General features: G+C 69.2%; 17 protein-coding genes. 6 read left to right on the forward strand and 11 right to left on the reverse strand.

What is annotated here, in order from left to right:
- Positions 1-100: 100 nt before the first annotated feature.
- Positions 101-1,210, reverse strand: coding sequence for an SPFH domain-containing protein (locus tag ACLFOB_RS05170; RefSeq protein WP_410925273.1), 1,110 nt, complete (start codon positions 1,208-1,210; stop codon positions 101-103).
- A 179-nt stretch (positions 1,211-1,389) separates the two neighbouring features.
- On the reverse strand, positions 1,390-2,382 hold the full coding sequence (locus ACLFOB_RS05175; RefSeq protein ID WP_410925275.1) for a zinc-binding alcohol dehydrogenase family protein: 993 nt from the start codon (positions 2,380-2,382) through the stop codon (positions 1,390-1,392).
- A 318-nt stretch (positions 2,383-2,700) separates the two neighbouring features.
- Here ACLFOB_RS05175 and ACLFOB_RS05180 point away from each other — a divergent pair, with 318 nt between their 5' ends.
- Entirely contained in the window at positions 2,701-2,925 is a 225-nt protein-coding gene (locus ACLFOB_RS05180) for a hypothetical protein (protein WP_410925277.1), read from the forward strand.
- Here ACLFOB_RS05180 and ACLFOB_RS05185 read toward each other — a convergent pair.
- The 8 genes from ACLFOB_RS05185 to ACLFOB_RS05220 form a co-directional block, all read right to left on the reverse strand.
- Positions 2,883-3,608: an SDR family NAD(P)-dependent oxidoreductase gene (locus ACLFOB_RS05185; RefSeq protein WP_410925279.1), complete on the reverse strand. Its 726-nt coding sequence runs from the start codon at positions 3,606-3,608 to the stop codon at positions 2,883-2,885. The two genes, ACLFOB_RS05180 and ACLFOB_RS05185, sit on opposite strands and share 43 nt — an antisense overlap.
- Positions 3,605-4,384: a cyclase family protein gene (locus ACLFOB_RS05190; protein WP_410918194.1), complete on the reverse strand. Its 780-nt coding sequence runs from the start codon at positions 4,382-4,384 to the stop codon at positions 3,605-3,607. The genes ACLFOB_RS05185 and ACLFOB_RS05190 overlap by 4 nt, the downstream gene beginning before the upstream one ends.
- 97 nt (positions 4,385-4,481) lie before the next feature.
- Positions 4,482-5,729, reverse strand: a complete 1,248-nt coding sequence (locus tag ACLFOB_RS05195; RefSeq protein ID WP_410925281.1) for an SDR family NAD(P)-dependent oxidoreductase — start codon at positions 5,727-5,729, stop codon at positions 4,482-4,484.
- The gene (locus tag ACLFOB_RS05200) at positions 5,726-6,889 is read right to left on the reverse strand and encodes a thiolase family protein (RefSeq protein ID WP_410925283.1); all 1,164 of its coding nucleotides are present in this window, start codon (positions 6,887-6,889) and stop codon (positions 5,726-5,728) included. Before ACLFOB_RS05200 ends, ACLFOB_RS05195 begins: the two co-directional genes overlap by 4 nt.
- Positions 6,886-8,514, reverse strand: a complete 1,629-nt coding sequence (locus ACLFOB_RS05205; protein WP_410925285.1) for an AMP-binding protein — start codon at positions 8,512-8,514, stop codon at positions 6,886-6,888. Before ACLFOB_RS05205 ends, ACLFOB_RS05200 begins: the two co-directional genes overlap by 4 nt.
- Positions 8,511-8,990 carry an aromatic-ring-hydroxylating dioxygenase subunit beta gene (locus ACLFOB_RS05210; protein ID WP_410925287.1) on the reverse strand — a complete coding sequence of 160 codons (480 nt, stop codon included), beginning with the start codon at positions 8,988-8,990 and terminating at the stop codon, positions 8,511-8,513. The genes ACLFOB_RS05205 and ACLFOB_RS05210 overlap by 4 nt, the downstream gene beginning before the upstream one ends.
- Positions 8,987-10,339, reverse strand: coding sequence for an aromatic ring-hydroxylating dioxygenase subunit alpha (locus ACLFOB_RS05215; RefSeq protein ID WP_410925289.1), 1,353 nt, complete (start codon positions 10,337-10,339; stop codon positions 8,987-8,989). Before ACLFOB_RS05215 ends, ACLFOB_RS05210 begins: the two co-directional genes overlap by 4 nt.
- Before the next feature lie 103 nt (positions 10,340-10,442).
- Positions 10,443-11,402 (reverse strand): PDR/VanB family oxidoreductase, encoded by a 960-nt coding sequence (locus tag ACLFOB_RS05220; RefSeq protein WP_410925291.1) that lies wholly within the window; start codon positions 11,400-11,402, stop codon positions 10,443-10,445.
- 74 nt (positions 11,403-11,476) lie between these two features.
- On the opposite strand from ACLFOB_RS05220, the gene ACLFOB_RS05225 reads away from it, so the two are divergent.
- Positions 11,477-11,953, forward strand: a complete 477-nt coding sequence (locus tag ACLFOB_RS05225) for a MarR family winged helix-turn-helix transcriptional regulator (RefSeq protein ID WP_410925293.1) — start codon at positions 11,477-11,479, stop codon at positions 11,951-11,953.
- Between the two features lie 110 nt (positions 11,954-12,063).
- Here ACLFOB_RS05225 and ACLFOB_RS05230 read toward each other — a convergent pair whose 3' ends face one another.
- Positions 12,064-13,329, reverse strand: a complete 1,266-nt coding sequence (locus ACLFOB_RS05230) for a cytochrome P450 (RefSeq protein WP_410925295.1) — start codon at positions 13,327-13,329, stop codon at positions 12,064-12,066.
- A 198-nt stretch (positions 13,330-13,527) separates the two neighbouring features.
- Between ACLFOB_RS05230 and ACLFOB_RS05235 the strand changes: the two genes are divergently transcribed.
- The 4 genes from ACLFOB_RS05235 to ACLFOB_RS05250 form a co-directional block, all read left to right on the forward strand.
- Entirely contained in the window at positions 13,528-14,547 is a 1,020-nt protein-coding gene (locus ACLFOB_RS05235) for a TRAP transporter substrate-binding protein (protein WP_410925297.1), read from the forward strand.
- An 85-nt stretch (positions 14,548-14,632) separates the two neighbouring features.
- The gene (locus tag ACLFOB_RS05240) at positions 14,633-15,142 is read left to right on the forward strand and encodes a TRAP transporter small permease (protein WP_410925299.1); all 510 of its coding nucleotides are present in this window, start codon (positions 14,633-14,635) and stop codon (positions 15,140-15,142) included.
- Positions 15,139-16,452 (forward strand): TRAP transporter large permease, encoded by a 1,314-nt coding sequence (locus ACLFOB_RS05245; protein ID WP_410925301.1) that lies wholly within the window; start codon positions 15,139-15,141, stop codon positions 16,450-16,452. Before ACLFOB_RS05240 ends, ACLFOB_RS05245 begins: the two co-directional genes overlap by 4 nt.
- A gap of 141 nt (positions 16,453-16,593) precedes the next feature.
- The coding region (locus ACLFOB_RS05250; RefSeq protein WP_410925303.1) for a fructose-bisphosphatase class II at positions 16,594-16,939 on the forward strand (346 nt) is incomplete at its 3' end.

Genomic DNA, 16,939 nt, shown 5'->3' on the forward strand with positions numbered 1-16,939 from the left:
TTAAACCAGGATCAAGGCAGGCTGGGCTCCCGTGGGACCCTGTGATACGGAAGGATACGCCTCCGGCGGGGGTATTTCTGGCAAGAGGAAGGACCGGGCGTCAGTCCCCGGGAGAAGGGGGGGGCGGTGGGGGCATCACGGTGAAGAGCTGCGCGAGTTCGGCCACGTCCTCGGCCCGTTTCCAGCCGTCCTGCCCGGCGGTCCAGACGAAGGTGTCGCGCGTGAGCTCGCCGGAGGCCGCCATCCGGCCCAGCGCGGCCTTGGAAAAGGGGCCCTTCGTCTGCCCGTTCTCCGCGATGTGCCAGACGTGCTCGACCGGCGGGGGCGGCGGGGCGGGTTGCGCAGGCTGCGCGCCCCAGGGCCCCTGGCGGGCCATCTGCGCGCCCATCGCCATGCCCATGCCCGCGCCCAGCCCCGCGGCCATGCCGCCGCCTGCGGGATTGTCGGCCGCGCGGCTCATCGCCTCGGCGGCGGAATACTGCGCGAAGCGGTCGAGATCGCCCACCAGCCCCATCGAGGTGCGCTTGTCGAGCGCGGCCTCCACCGCCTGCGGCAGCGAGATGTTCTCGATGTAGAGCTCGGGGATCTGCAACCCGTAGTCGGCCATCACCGGCGCGATCTCGCGTGCCACCAGCTTGCCGAGATCGGCGGTGTTGGCCGCCATGTCCAGCACCGGGATGCCCGAGGCCGCCAGCGCGCGGCTCACCTCCTGCACGATCACGTTGCGGATCTGGAAGCTGATCTCGTCCATCGTGAATTCGCCGTCGGTGCCCACGATCTCCTGCAGGAAGCGGGCGGGGTCGGCGACGCGGATCGCGTAAGTGCCGAAGGCGCGCAGCCGGACGGGGCCGAACTCCGGGTCGCGGGCGATCACCGGGTTCTTGGTGCCCCACTTGAGGTTCGCAAAGCGCGTGGTGGAGACGAAGTAGACCTCGGACTTGAAGGGCGAGCGGAAGCCGTGATCCCAGTGCTGCAGCGTCGTCAGGATCGGCATGTTGTTGGTCTCGAGCATGTAGAGACCGGGGGTGAAGACGTCCGCGAGCTGCCCCTCGTGGACGAAGACCGCCGCCTGCCCCTCGCGCACCGTCAGCTTGGCGCCGTACTTGATCTCGTGCCCGTGGCGCTCGAACCGCCAGACCAGCGTGTCGCGGGTCTCGTTCGTCCATTCGATGACGTCGATGAACTGGCCGGAGAGGAAACTGAAGACCATGCGCGCGCTCGCTTCTCGTGAAGGCGTGGCCACAGTATACGCAGGGCATGGACCGAGCGCCACTGCGTGGCAGCCCGGCGCGGAGAGGCGATCCCAGCGCGCGACGCGGGGCGGGATCCGGCGCACGACGCTGACGCCGACGCCGACGGCACCGGGCACGGGCCGTCACCCGCCGCGCGTCACCAGACGAAGGCGATCTTGCCGATCTGGCGGCCCTCGGCGAGGCGGGCCTGCGCGGCCTCGATCGTCTCGACCGACAGGCCGCGGAAGGTTTCGGTCCGCGTGGGCAGGATCTTTCCCGCGTCGCAGAGCCGGGCGACCTGCGCCAGGATGTCGCCCTGCCGGGTCATGTCCGGCGTCTGCCTCACCGGCCTTGTGAACATGTATTCCCAGCCGAAGCTCGCGCTTTTCTGGAAGAGCGGCGCGAGGTCGTGCTTTTCCTGTGTGCCCACGATCGAGACGATGCGGCCCTGCGGCGCCACGAGGCGCGCCATGAGCGGAAAGTAGCGGTCGGTGTCGTGGGCGCAGAGGATGCGGTCGAAGCCGGACTCGGCCATCTCCTCCAGCGCGGCGTGATCCACCACGTCCGCGGCCCCCATCCGGGTGCACCAGTCGCGGCTTTCGGCGCGCGAGGCGGTGGCGGTCGCCCGGATGCCCGACAGCCGTGCAAGTTGCAGCGCGACCGAGCCCACCCCGCCTGCGCCGTTGATGACGAGCAGGCGCTGCGGCTGCGGCGTCTCCGACAGGGCCGCGTATCCCAGGCGGTCGAAGAGCGCCTCCCAGGCGGTGATCGCGGTCAGCGGCAGGGCCGCGGCATCGGCGGAGTCGAGCGACGCGGGCGCCTTCGCGGCGATCCGGTGATCGACAAGCTGGTGCGTGGCGAAGCTGCCGGGCCGGTCGGCGGCACCGGCGTACCAGACCCGCTCGCCATGGGCGAAGCCCGCGACCTCGCCGCCCTTGGACAGCACCTCGCCGCAGGCGTCGAAGCCAAGCGGGCGGGGCGGCGCGTCGGCCGGGATCCGGCCGCGCATCTTGGCGTCCACCGGGTTGAGCGCAGAGGCCTTGACCCGGATCAGCAGGTCGCGCGGCCCGGGCTCCGGCACCGGGGCCTCGGCGGCCTCGTAACCGCCCTTCGCGGGGTTCCACATCACGGCCTGCATCCGTTCGCTCATTGCGCGCCCTCCTGCTTCGCGCCCCCTTGTGCGCGCTCGGTCCGCGCTTGCCAAGGGTCGGTGAAGCGCATGGCGCATCCTCAGGACATGGCTGTTCCGGCCCGACCGGGGCGGGAAACCGACCATGTGAGCGCGCCGTTCGGCCTGCGCGAGCGCGCGGCCGGGGTGCAGGCCGCGGCCCGGATGCAGCCGGGCAGCGCGGCGAGGCGTATGCCATGCGTTGAGATCCGGCTGGGCACGCGGTCCCCTGTCCTCTTACCCGGCACCGTGAACCCACAGACGAAGCCCGTGAGGCCCTGCCGTGCAGCGTCGGCCAGAGTGACGGGACGCGCAGCCGCATCCAACACCCGCTTCATTCCGCGGTTTCACCACCAGATCGCGCGCGACGCGCTGCGCGAGCGGATCACCGGCGTGCATGCCAAGCAGTTCGAGCCGGGGCAGATCATGTCGGCCTTCGGCGTCGCGGACCGGACAGGAGGCCGTGACCGGCCCCGACAGGCTCAGAGCGTGATCGTGCCCACGCTCGCCCCGCCGCAGACGTAAAGCACCTGGCCCGTCACGAAGCCGGAGGCCGGATCGCAGAAGAACAGGAAGGCGTTCGTCACGTCGGCGGGCTGGCCGAGGCGCCCCACGGGGATCGCCTGCGCGAGCTTCGCCTCGCGCTCGGATCCCTTCTCGACGATGCCCCAGAAGTTGTCGGTCCGAATCGGGCCGGGGGCCACGACGTTGACGGTGATGCCGTACGGCGCAAGCTCCAGCGCCCAGGTGCGGGCCATGCCCACCATCCCCGCCTTGGTCGCGGAATAGGCGGTGCGCGTGGGCACGCCCAGCGCCGCGCGCGAGCCGTTGAAGAGCACCCGCCCGAAGCCGCGCGCCTTCATCGCGGGAAGCGCGGCCTGCAGGAGCGTGAGCGCCGCGCCGAGGTGGAGTTGCGCCAGCCCCGCGATGTCCTCGGGCGTCGCCTCCTCCACGAGGTTCGGCCAGATGAGGCCAGCGTTGTGGACGAGGTGCGTGATCTCGTGGCGCGCGGTCACCTCGCCAGCCGCCTCCTTCACCGCCTTGGGGTCGAGGAGGTCCACCTCGACCTGTTCCAGCCGCTCGTGGGTCCAGTCGCCCCTGTGGCGGGCCATGGAGACGACCCGATAACCCCGGTCGAGCAGCGCGTGCGCCAGATCGGCGCCGATCCCCTTCGAGCCGCCGGTGATGAGCGCGGTGTAATCGGTCATGCCGCCTCCTTCGGGATAAGGGCCAGCACGCGCAGCGGGCTGCCGGTGCCGCCCCTGATCTTGAGCGGCGGCGCGATGAGCATGGCACCCGTGGGCGGCAGCCGGTCGAGGTTGCAAAGGCATTGCAGACCGTATTTGCCCGCCCCGTGAAGGTAGAAATGCGCCGGGAAGGGCGGGTCGTAATGCGCCCCCTGGCCTGCGTCGGTGCCCACCGTCTCGACCCCGAAGCCGCGGATGTCGCGCGCGACGAGCGTCTTGACCGCCTCGGGCGTGGGGCCGGGGGAATGCGCCCCGTCCTCGCGCAGGTTGAGGTAGTCGGCGCCCGAGCGCTTCGACCAGTCGGTGCGCATCAGCACCCATGCGCCGGACGGGATGGGGCCATGCGCCGCCTCCCAGGCCTCGATGATCTCACGCGTGAGCTCGAAGTTGTCGTCCTGCGCCGCGCCCTCGGAACAGTCGATCACAACCACGGGACCGATCAGCGCCTCGGGCGGGATCTCGTCCACATGGCCGTGGGGAATGTCGCGCCCCGAGACCCAGTGCACCGGCGCGTCGAAATGGGTGCCGGTGTGCTCGTTCATCGAGATATGGTGCCACTTCCACGCCGGGCCGCGATGGTCGTAGGCCGAGACCTCCTCCATCCGGAAGCGGCCGCATTGGCCGAACTCGGGCGGCAGCACGATGACCGGGAAATCCGGGTCGAGCCGATGGGTCAGGTCCACCACCTCCACCGCGCCGGTGGCGAGGGCGGCGGCGAGCTGATCGAGAACGCTCATGCCAGCCTCCGCGGGGTGCCGTGGCGCTCATCGGCCCTCGCGGGCCTCTTCGCGAGAAGCGCCCGCAAGGGCGCGCCGAGCGTCGCGCGCAAGGTGCTCATGCCCCTTCCCCCCTGATCTCGCGGTCCAGCACGGCAGGGTCGCGGCGCCAGCGTTCCGCGATATCCTTCGCCACGTCGCCGCAGAAGACCTCCTCCAGCCCGCGCTCGAGGCCGTCCACCACGCTGCGCGCCAGCGCCTTCGGCGCGACCTTGGGCGGCGGCAGACCCTGGTGCCAGTCGTCCTCCGTGTGCCCCGAATAGACGCAGATCACCCGCAGGCCCGCCTCCGCGACTTCGGCCCGGAGCGTCTGCGCCACCGAGCGCGCCGCCGCCTGGCTGGCGCAGAAGGCGCCGAAGCGCGGGTCGGGCGTGAGCGCGTAGGCCGAGAGCAGCGTGACGAAGGCGGCGGCGGAATTGATCCCGTCCGCCGTGCGCGCAGCCATGACCGGCCCAAAGGCCTGCGCCAGCCGCATCAGGCCCAGCGTGTTCACATCCATCGCCTCTCGGGCGTGGATCGTGTCCTGTCCCAGGATGCCGCCGGGACGCAGGAAGCGGGCGGTATTGATCAGGATGTCGGTCTTGCCGCCGATCTCGCCCGCCGCCGTCTTCAGACTGTCGGGATCGGTGACGTCGAGCTTCATCAGGGTCACGTCCTCGTGCCCCTCGAAACGCGCACGGCCCGGCCAGCGCCGCCAGGATTCCGGCTCGCCCAGGAAGACGTGCGCGGCGCCGGCGGCCAGCAGCGCCTCGACCAGCGGCGCGGCCACCTCTGACCGAGCGTCTGTCACCAGCACGCGGCGGTGCTTCACATGGGTGCCCATGGCGCGGGTCATCGGGTCGTCCTCCATCGCTGCGCTCCCCCGTTCCGGCAGGGCCACCAGCACCCCCTGCCCCGCCCGGTCGAGGCGGAGCGACAGGCGCACGCGGTCGCCGCGCCCGACCTCGCCATGCAGGTGCACCGCGGCCACCGGCCCCGCGTCGAGCTTCGCGGTGCCGGTGCGCCAGGGCATGCGTTCGCGGAAATAGGGATCGGGCGAGGCGTGGATGCGCGTCTCGGCAAGGATTTGCGCAGCCGGATCCGTGTCACGCCACTCCAGCCGCACGGACAGGCAGGCGTGGCAGGCATCGCGGGGGGGATACTGTACCGACCCGCAGGCGGCGCAGTGCTGAAGCACGAAGCGCCCCTCGGCGGCGGCGACCGCGAGGCTCAGCGTGGCGCGCGACCGCGGCAGCGGCGGCAGCGTGGGCACGCGGCTGCGCTGCTGCGGGTCCTTCTTGCGCGGTTTCGGGAGCGGCTCTGTCATGCGCCCTCCAGCACCGCGGCGGCGGAACAGACGCCGCGGTCGTAGTTCACCATCCCGAAGCCCGACACGCAGGCGCGGCGCGCGCCCGCCACCTGGGTCGGCCCGGCCTGCCCCGTCACCTGCCGCAGCGCCTCGACAAGGCCGAGGTAGCCGCCTGCGGCGCCCGCCTGCCCCACCGAGAGCTGCCCGCCGGAGGTGTTGTGCGGGAAATCGCCCGCGACGGTCAGGTCGCGGGACCGCACGAACGCGGCGCCCGCGCCCTTGTCGCAGAAGCCCAGGTCCTCGACCTGCATCATCGAGATCACGGGGTAGTCGTCGTAGGTCTGGAGCAGGTCCATGTCCTCGGGTCCCAGCCCCGCCATCTCCCAGAACTCGTTCACGTCCACCGCCCAGCCGCCGCGCAACTGGATCGGGTCCTCGGGGAAGGCATTGTGGCGCTCGATGGTGGAGCGCAGGCGCGCGAAAGGAAGCCCGCGCCGCGCCGCCTCCTCCGCCCGCAGGACGAGAAAGGCCTCGGCCCCCGCACAGGGCATCACGCAGTCGAAGAGCGCGATGGGCTCGGCGATGGGGCGCGCGTTCAGATAGGCGTCGAGGGTCAGGGGCGACTTCATCAGCGCGTCGGGGTTCCTCAGGGCATTCTCGCGCTGCGCCACGGCGATACGGCCGAAGTCCGCGCGCGTGGCGCCGTATTCGGCCATGTAGGCATCCATGATGAGCGCGAAGATCGCGTTCGGCCCGCCGTAGCCGTAGGGATAGGCCGCGTCCTGGCTGAAGCGCGAGAAGGACGAGAGCAGCCGCCGGAAGCTGTCGATTCGGTTCATGTCGCCCGCGACACAGGCCACGATATCGGCGTCGCCGGCCTGCACCGCGCGCGCGGCGCGGCGCGCGGCCACGACACCGCTCGCCCCGCCCATCGGGATCGTGTCGAGCCATCGGACGGTGAAGCCCAGATGCTGCGCCAGCCCCACCGGCGTGTCGGGAAAGAGCGTGAAGGACGAGACGGACAGCCCGTCCACCTCCTCTTTCCGCAGTCCCGCCGCGTCCAGCGCCGCCTTCAGCCCTCGCGCGATCCACCAGTGCGCGGTCTCCTGGCTGTAGCGGACGTAAGGCACCGTGACGGGCGCGGTCAGCACCACGCCGTCGTAGGGCGCGCGCCTCATGCCGCGGTCCGTTTCTTGAGCGGGCGCAGGTCGTGGGTGGCGGGATCGGAGAGCAGTTCGGCCGCCTGCGTCTTGAGGGCGCCGCGCTGGATCTTCTGTGTGGCGGTCAGCGGCAGGGCGTCCACGAAGGCGATGTAGCCTGGCGCCTTGTAGTAGGCGAGGCGTGTCAGGCACCATTCGGTGATCTCGCGCGCGAGCGACGCGTCGCCCTGCCCCTCGACCACCAGCATGGCAAGAACCTCGTCGCCGCGCAACTCGTCCGGCACGGCGGCCACGCCCGCGGCCCTGATCGCCGGATGGCGCATCAGCGCGCTTTCCACCTCGACGGCGGCGATGTTCTCGCCCGAGCGGCGGATCACGTTCTTCTTGCGGTCCACGAAGAAGACGCTGCCATCCGCCTCCTGCCGCACGACGTCGCCGGTGTGGAACCAGCCGCCCTCCCAGACCTCGGCCGTGGCCTGCGGGTTCCTGAAGTACTCGGTGAAGAAGCCGAAGCGCGGGTCCGCGCCCGCGCGGCGCACCAGCAGTTCCCCGGGCTGGCCGGTGGCCGCGTCAGTCCCTGCATCGTCCACGATGCGCAGTTCCATGTAGGGCTCGGGGCGGCCGAGGCAGCTTTCGCCCACGCGGCGCGGCTCGCGGTTGTTGGTGAGGCCCGCGGCGCAGCCCGTCTCGGTCATCGCCCAGCCCTCGACCAGCGGAAAGCCGAAGCGTTCCTCGAAGGGGGCGTGCAGCTTGGGGTCCACCCCCGCGCCGAAGCCGAAGCGCACCTGATGGTCGCGGTCGGCCGGGGACGGCTCGGCCTGCATCAGGATCGATGGGATCACGCCCAGGTAGTGCAGGCAGGTCGCCCGGCTTTCGCGGACCGAGGCCCACCAGCTTCGCGGGTGGAAGCGGTCCAGCACGATCAGGCAGCCGCCCACCGCGACCATCGCCATGAAGGAGGCGGCCATCGCGTTCATGTGAAAGACCGGCAGCGGCGTCAGCATCCGCTCGCCCTCGTGGCCGAGCGCGCAGAGCCCGCCCGCCTCCTCGTACCAGCGGCCGCACTGCAGGTAGTAGGTGTTGTTCAGCACGCAGCCCTTGGGCTGTCCGGTGGTGCCCGAGGTGTAGAGCAGCGCCGCCTCGGCCTCCTGCGGCGGGCCGTCGCGCAGCGCGATGCGGCCGCCCTCGCGCGGCGCGGGCAGCGGGTCGCCGGGCGCGATGACGGCAAGCTCCACGTCCGCCTCGCGCGCGGCGCCGCGCAGGTCCTCGACCCGGTCGGGGACCGAGACCACGAGCACCGGCTCGGCGTTGCCCATCATGTAGGCCTGCTCGGCGGTGCGAAGGTCCGGGTTGAGCGGCACGATGGAGGCGCCGATGCGGTTGAGCGCGAGGAACCACAGGAAAAAGGCCGGCCGGTTCCCCAGCAGGACCATGACGCGATGGCCCGCGCCGTAGCCCGCCGCCTCAAGCCGCGCGGCCAGCGCCTCGACCTCTTGCAGGGCGGCAGCGTAGGCGATCTCGCCCGCCTCGATGCCGTAGACCTGCGCCGTCTCCGGCAGCACCTGAAGAAAGGGACGGTCGGGCCAGCGCCTCGCGCTGTCCTCGAAGGCGGCGAAGACGGTGGGCGTATCGGCGGCGATCACGGCAGCAACTGGATGTTGCCGAAGGCCGCGTCGCAGTTCAGCAGATCGACGCGCTTGTTGGCGATCCGCAAGCGCCCCTCCACCTGCCGAAGCTCGTGCCGGGCGGTGAGGGCGAGGAGTTGCTGCTCGTCGAGCCGCGTCTCGACGTAATGCATGGGCGTGGTCACCACGTATTCGCCCGCCTCTCCGTCCATCCTGTCGATGTAGGGGCGCGAGAGGACATGGTGGCAGCGGCTTTTGGGCTTCTGGCTGAAGGTGCGCGCGCCGGTCAGCCGCTGCACCCGCAGCTTCAGCATGAAGATGTCCTCGTACATCAGCGAGGTGACGTGGACGGGATCCTCCTGCTTCCAGTCCAGCGGCATCCAGTAGTGCCCGTCCGGCAACCAGAGGTCGAGCCACTCGTCCCAGCGGCCCTCGTCCAGCATCCGCGCCTCGTCGTAGACGAAGTCGATCAGGTCGTCGCGCGTCACGCTCATTCCGCGGCCTCCCGCAGCGGCGCGCCGGCGCCCATGTCCCGGGTCATGAACTTCACCCAGGCGTGGAACTGGTTGCGCATCTGCCGCTCGGTGGTGCCGTTCTCGACCTGCTCCTGGTCGTAGTCCTCGTCCCCGGTGTAGAGGCGCTGGACGTTGACCCATTCGTTGCCGTCCGCGTGCAGCCCCTCCTGCGCGCGCTCGTACATCTCGAGGTCGTCATGCCCCACGATCGAGGTCGGCGCGTTGATCATGCGGTTGTACATCGCGTTGCGCGCCACCAGCTCGTCCGGCGCGCCGACGGGGCGATAGATGTAGCTTTCCACCAGGGTCCTGTCCGCGGCCAGCGGGATGAAGACGCGCAGCTGCTGGATCGGCCCCTTGATCATGATGTTGGGGAAATAGACCGTGTTGTGCCGGTTCTCGCCCAGGATCTGCGCGGCCTTCTCCGCGCCGTGGCCCTCGACCATCGCCTCCCAATAGCCGGGGATCTGCGTGTATTTCGAGTGGATCGACTGCGTCACGCCCGTGTGCCCGTGCCCGTTGGGCCAGGTGCGGATGCCCATTTCCTCGAAGAACTCGTAAGGGCTCATGAAGGGCGCGATGATCTCCATCGCGGGCGGCTTGGGGTCGTCCTCGGTATAGCCCAGCTCCTTCCAGATCTGCACCGCGGTGCCGGCCGAGGATTCATGCGCCACCATCGGGTGGCAGGTGTCGGTCTGGTTCTCCACCAGCATCTTCCAGTTGCACTTGTGCATGTAGCGCAAGGGTGGGCCCACGACCTCCAGCTGGCCCTCGGGCGAGCGGTCGATCATGTTGTCGAGCGAGCTGAGGCTCTCGCCGAAGAACTCCTCGAAGGAGATGCCCTCTTCCGCGAGCCGGGCGAAGACGAAGCCGCGGTGGTTGTGCACCGCGCCCACGGCGGTCATGCCCTTCGCGCCCTCGGTCCTGTCGAAGCCCGTGTCCTGGTAGCCCTTCTTGAGCGGGATCGCGAGCAGGCAGCCGTCGGTCCTGAACGACCAGGCATGATAGGGGCAGCGGAAGAACTTGCCGGTGTTGCCCTGCCGGTCGATGGCGATCCTGGTGCCCTTGTGCGGGCAGCGGTTGTAGAGAACCTTGATCTCGCCGTCCGTGTGCCGGACCATGATCACCGGCTGATCCGCGACCTGGGTTGTGAAATAGTCTCCCTTGTTCGGCGTCTGGCTGTCGTGGCCCACGAAGACCCAGGTGTTGCGGAAGAGATGCTTCATCTCCAGCCGGAACACCTCGGCGTCGATGTAGACGTCGCGGTGGACCTCGCCGCCGCGGAAAAGGCCTGCGACGGCCTCGGGGTTGTCGGTGTAGCGTCCCATCAGGCACCTCCCTTCGGGGTCCGGGAAGCCGCTTGGAAGCGGCTTCCACGCGGTTTCCAAACCGCGTCGCCCAAGGCGTTTGCAAACGCCTTGGGCGCGCGCGTCACAGGTCGAGCTTCAGCCGCGGCGTCTTCGCCCGGCTGACGCAGATCTGCATCACCTTGCCCTCCGCCCGTTCGGCCTCCGAGAGCACCACGTCGCGGTGGTCCGGCACACCTTCCAGCACGTCGGTCTGGCAGATGCCGCAATCGCCACGCTGGCAGTCGTAGATCAGGTCATGGCCTGCCTCTTCCAGCGCCTCGATGATGCTCTTTCCTGGCGGTACGGTCACCACCTCGCCGGTCGAGGCGACCTCGACCTCGAAGCTGTCGTCGCCTTCCTCCGCGCCCGCCGAGGCGTTGTCGAACAACTCGACATGGACGCTGTCGCGCGGGATGCCGCAGGCCTCGGCCTGCGCCAGCGCCGCGTCGATCATCGGGCGTGGTCCGCAGACGTAGAGGTGCTGCTCGCCGCCCATGCCGCCGATCAGTCCGGCAAGGTCCAGCAGCCCGCCGGCCTCCTCGTCGAAATGGCAATGCAGCGCGTCGCCAAGACTTTCTGCCAACGCGTCGCGGTAGGCCATCTGCTCGCGCGCGCGGCCGGCATAGTGCAGCGCGAAGGGCGTGCCGGCCGCCTTCAGCGCATGCGCCATGGACACCATCGGGGTGATGCCGATGCCGCCCGCCAGCAGCAGCGCGGGCTTGCCTGCCTCGACGGGGAAATCGCACTTTGGCGTGGTGGCCTCGACCTCGTCGCCCTCGGTCAGCCCATGCATGAAGCGCGAGCCGCCCTGCCCGTCGTCCTCGCGCTGCACGGCGATGGTGTAGTGCTGCGGGGCCTCTGGAACCGGGCCGAAGGTCACCAGCGAATAGGCGCGGTCGCCGCCGCCAGGCAGCGAGACCCGCAGGTGCGCGCCGGGCTGCCATGCGGGCAGCGCGCCACCCCCGGCCGGCGCGAGCGTGAATTCGGCGATCCGGTCGGTGAGCGCTGTCCTGGCCTCGAGTCGCAGGCGGTGGATCGTCACGGGCAATCTCCCTTTACCATAAAGATGAAATTTCATATATTTGCGGTCAAGAAGTTTTTTCGCGGGGGACAGGCATGGACGGACAACCCGAGGCGCGGCTGCGCGAGACGGCGCAGGACGGCTTCGTGCCGAACTACCTGCTCTACCTGCTGGCCGCGGCGAGCGAGGCGGCAAGCGCGCAGTTTCACGCCCATGTCCGCGCACAGGGCGTCCGGGTGCCGGAATGGCGCGTGCTCGCCTGCCTCGCCGACCGGGACGGCGAGATGGTGACGCGGCTTGCCGGCTACGCGCTGATCGAGCAGTCGCGGCTCACCAAGATCATCGCGCAGATGGACGCCAAGGGCTGGGTGACGCGCCGCGGCGATGCGCGCGACCGGCGGCGCGTGCGCGTCTACCTCAGCGCGGAGGGCCGCGCGCTGGCCGAACGGCTGGTGGCGGATGCACGCACGCACGAGGCGGCGCTTCTGGCGAAGCTCGAAGGCGGGGACGCCGCGCGGATCAAGCAGGCACTCGCGACGCTGATCTCGGAGTTGGGTGCAGCGCAGGAGTAGTCGCGCCGACACCCAGAGATTTTTCGGTCGAAAAATCTCCTCCCGCCGCCGATCCGACGCGTCGCGGGACCCGCAGAAAATTCTTCGATCGAAGAATTTTCGTCCCGCGCTCAGGGCATCAGCCGCACGGGCAGCTTCGCGTAGCCGCGAAAGCGCATCCGCCCGCCCGATTCCCGGCCCGGCAGAATCTCGTAGCGCGGGAAGCGTGCGAGCAACCGGCCGATGGCAATTCGTCCCTCCAGCCGGGCGAGCGTCAGGCCCACGCAGACGTGTGGACCACCGGCGAAGGCCAGGTGCTTGTTGGGCCTGCGCGCGATGTCGAAGCGGCCGGGGTCGGGAAACTGCGCCGGGTCGCGATTCGCCGCCCCGATGCAAAGATGCAGGTTGGTCCCCGCCGGCACGGTCACACCGTCGAAGCTCACCTCTTCCGTCGTCTCGCGGTTGCCCAGCTGGTTGGGCGAGTAGAAGCGCAGGATTTCCTCGACGGCCGGCTGGATCAGCTCGGGGCGTTCCAGTAGCTGCGCCCGCACCTGCGGAAAGTCGTTCAGCGCGGCGAGGCCGTTGCCGATCAGGTTGGTCGTCGTCTCGTGGCCCGCGTTCAGGATGAAGATGCAGTTCTGCAGCAGCTCGGTCTCGGAGAGTTGCGCATCGGCCCCCTCGCCCCGGATGAGGCGGGTCAGCACGTCGGTCTCCGGGTCGCCCGGCTGCGCGCGGCGGCGCGCGACGAGATCCTCTAGGTAGGTCCTGAATTCCTCGACCGCGCGGTTGCCGCGGGCGAGCTCCGCTTCCGACAGTACCGGCTCCAGCGCGCCGAGGATCGCAAGCGACCAGTCGCGCAGCGGCCCGCGTTCCACCATCGGCACGTCGAGCAGGTTGCCGATGATCTGGATCGGGATGGTGCTGGCGTAGTCCTCGATCAGGTCCACGGTCCCGCCGGCGCGCTCCTTTTCGGCCATCCGGTCGAGCAGGCGTTCGACCGTCCCGATCAGCCCAGGCTCCATCCGTCGGATCGCGCGAGGCGTGAGCGCGGAGGTCATGATCTTGCGCACGCGGGTGTGCAGCGGCGGGTCGGAGAACACCAGCGAAGTCGTGTGATGCTCGTAAAGCGGGCTCTCGCGGCCGAATTTCGGCGCGAAGGCCTCGTGCTTGTCCGAGGAGAAGCGCGTCGTGTCGCGATAGACGCGATCGAGATCGGCATAGCGCGACAGCAGCACCGAGCCGTCCGGCTGTGGCAGCAGCGGGGCGTGCGCGAGCAGCGCGGCATAGATGGGGAACGGGTTTTCGACGAAGCCGTCGGGCGGGTTCGCAAGGTCGAAATCCCGCGCCATCCGGGCCGTCTGCGCCGCGTCCGGCGCGAGATCGCTGGTGTCGGTCATGGATCGCTCCTCCCTCGCCACAGACTGGATGCTCAGCATGTCAGCCCGATGCACCCTTGACAACAAAACCGACCATGTGGTCGATTTTGCCGGAATCCGGTTCACACGAGAGCGATTCTGTGAATATATGAGATTTCATATACTGGCCGGGCGCAAGAGGAACCGGACGCCCGGCAGCGTGTAGGGAGGCACGACGCGATGACACTGAGGCAGATACTGACCGGCACGGCGATGAGCCTTGCCCTTGCCACGGCGGCACAGGCGCAGGAGACGCTGAATATCTCCACCTGGCTGCCGCCCAACCACCCGATCAACGTCGACATGTTCGGCGGCCTCGTCGAGATGATGGAAGAGGCCACCGACGGCCAGGTCACGGGCGAACTGGTGATGGGCCTTGCCCCGCCGCCGGCGCAGATGGATCTGGTCATGGATGGCGCGGCCGACATGGCGATCATCTTCCACGGCTACCAGCCCGGCCGCTTCGTCGGCACCAAGCTGATCGAGCTTCCGGGCTACGAGGGCGACGCCGAAGCGGCCAGCGTGGCCTACTGGCGCGTCTTCAAGGAGCACCTCGAGGCGCTCGACGAGCACCGCGGCGTCAAGCTGATCGCTCTGACAACCCACGGGCCCGCGCAGGTGCATTCGAATCAGGATGTCGGCAGCCTCGATGATCTCGACGGGCTCAAGACGCGCCTGCCCGGCGGCGTGGCAACCGACGTGGCCGAAGAGCTTGGCATGGTCGGCATCCAGGTGCCCGCGCCCAAGGTCTACGAGACGCTCGATGCCGGCGCGGCCGACGCCGTGACCATGAACATGGGCGAGCGCATCGGCTTCAAGCTCGACGAGGTGGCCAAGACCGTCTTCGAGATGCCCGGCGGTTTCTATCGCGGCTCCTTCGCCGTCATCATGAGCCAGGAGCGGTTCGACAGCCTGCCCCAGGACGTGCAGAGCGCGCTCGAGGAAAATGTCTTCGGCGAACCGGCCTCCCGCATGATGGGCGAGGCCTGGGACGCGTCGGACGCGCGCGCGACCGAAGCGACCATGGCCGCCGAGGACAACGAGATCGTCACCGCCTCGGAAGAGGATCAGGCGCGCTTCGCAGAGATCGCCGAGATGGTGATCGGCAATGTGCTGGCCGAGCTCGAAGAGGCGGGCGTGGACGCGCAGGCGGCCCACGAAATGGTCCAGCAGGAAATGGACGCCGCCGTCACCAACTGACGCGGCCCGCCCCCCAGGGGGCGGGAGAGATGGGCGCGGGCCGGTTGCGGCCCGCGCGACCTTTCGGGGCGGGGACTGTCCTTCCATGGTAACGATTCTTCAGATCTTCCGGCAGGCGCTCTGGATTCCCGTGGTCCTCGCGTCCGCGGCACTGTTCGGCCTGATGGTGCTGTCCTTCGCCGATGTGGTGATGCGGTCGGCCCTCGATGCACCGATCGAGGCGGCGACCGAGCTCATCCGCATCGCGATGGCGATCATCGTCTTCTCCGCCCTGCCGATGCTGGGCTGGCGGGACGAGCACATCTCGGTCGATCTGCTGGACGGGGTGTTCAACCGCCTGCGGATCGCGCGCATCCGGGACGGCGTGATCCAGATCGTCTGCGGTGCGATCCTCTACTTCCCGGCCGACCGCATCGTGGCCCTGGCCGAACGCGCCCGCGATTTCGGCGACCTGACCGAATATCTGGCCATCCCGACCTTCTACGTCGCCTGGTTCATCGCGATCATGACTTTCGCCGCCGCCGCCGTGATGGTGCTGCGGGGACTGGTCACGCTCTTCCGTCCCTCGCTCCTTTCCGAGTTCTCGAACACATGACAGCCTCTCTCATCGGATTCGGCGCCGTGATGGTGCTGGTGCTTCTGCGCATGCCCATCGCCTTCGCGATGGGCCTCGTGGGCCTCGTGGGCTTCGCGCTGGAGACGAACTATCGCGCGGCGATCAGCATGGTCGGCAGGCTGGTGATCGACACGGCGCAGGACTACGGCCTGTCGATCGTGCCGCTCTTCATCCTGATGGGACTGTTCGTGAACAAGGGCGGCATAAGCCGCGAGCTCTACGCGGTCTCGAACGCCTTTCTGGGCCATCTCAAGGGCGGCCTCGCCATGGCGACCATCGTGGCCTGCGGCGGCTTTGCCGCGATCTCGGGCTCGTCGCTGGCCACGGCTGCCACGATGTCCAAGGTGGCGATGCCGGAGATGCGGAAATACGGCTATTCCGACAGCCTCTCGACTGCCTCCATCGCCTCGGGCGGCACGCTGGGCATCCTGATCCCGCCCTCCGTGATCCTGGTGATCTACGGGCTGCTGACGGAGACCTCGATCGGCCAGCTCTTCATCGCGGGGATCATTCCGGGGCTGCTGGGCATCCTGCTCTACCTCGTCGCGGTGCGGCTGTCGATCTGGCGCAATCCCGCGGCCGGCCCCGCGGGGCCGCGCACCGACTGGCCCGAGCGGATCGCCGCGCTGAAGGGCGTCTGGGCGGTTCTGCTGCTCTTCTTCCTGGTGATCGGCGGGCTTTACGGGGTGCTCGACGTCTGGCCCATCTACCTGACCTTCTCGCCCACCGAGGCGGCCGGCATGGGGGCGATGGGCGCCTTCCTGATCGCGGTCTTCCGCGGGCGGCTGTCGTTCAAGGACATCCGCGAGGTGCTGACCGAGACGACGCTGACAAGCGCCTCGCTCTTCGCCGTTCTGATCGGCGCCTGGATCTTCTCGAACTTCGTCAACATCGCCGGACTGCCGGGGGCGCTGCTCGGCTTCGTCTCCGACCTGGGGCTCACGCCCTGGATGGTGATGGCGATGATCCTCGCGATCTACATCCTGCTGGGCATGGTCTTCGAGAGCCTGTCGATGCTGCTGCTCACGGTGCCGATCTTCTTCCCGCTGGTGACCAGCCTGGGCTTCGATCCGGTGTGGTTCGGCATCGTGGTGGTGGTCGTCGTCGAGATCAGCCTGATCACCCCGCCCGTGGGCCTCAACGTCTTCATCCTGCGCGGCGTGGTGGGCGACGTCTCGACCGGCACGATCTTTCGCGGGGTGACGCCGTTCTGGATGATGGACATCGTGCGGCTGGCGATCCTGCTGGCGGCGCCGGGCCTCGTGCTGTTCCTGCCTTCGATGATGTGAGCGCGGCGCTCGCCGCGCCCCTTGCCGGGCGCTTCTCGCGAGGAGGCACCGCAAGGGGCCGAGGAGCGCTCGATCGCTTGCCAGCACGGACGGCGGCGGCTACACCCGGCGCGGCATTCCGAAAACGAGCAGGACAGTGGCATGAGCGGCCCCGATTTCGACGACAGGATGCTTTCGCTGGGGCTGGCGCGGGTGGCCGAACAGGCGGCCATCGCCTCCGCGCGGCTTGTAGGGCGCGGCGACGAGAAGGCCGCCGACCAGGCCGCCGTCAACGCCATGCGCGAGCAGCTCAACAAGCTCGACATCGCGGGTGTCGTCGTGATCGGCGAGGGCGAGCGCGACGAAGCGCCGATGCTCTTCATCGGCGAGAAGGTGGGCACCGGAAACGGCCCCGCCGTCGATATCGCGCTCGACCCGCTGGAAGGCACGACACTGACCGCCAAGGACATGCCCAACGCGCTGACCGTGATCGCCATGGGTCCGCGCG

Source organism: Rhodosalinus sp. (assembly GCF_046542825.1).
Lineage (GTDB): Bacteria > Pseudomonadota > Alphaproteobacteria > Rhodobacterales > Rhodobacteraceae > Rhodosalinus.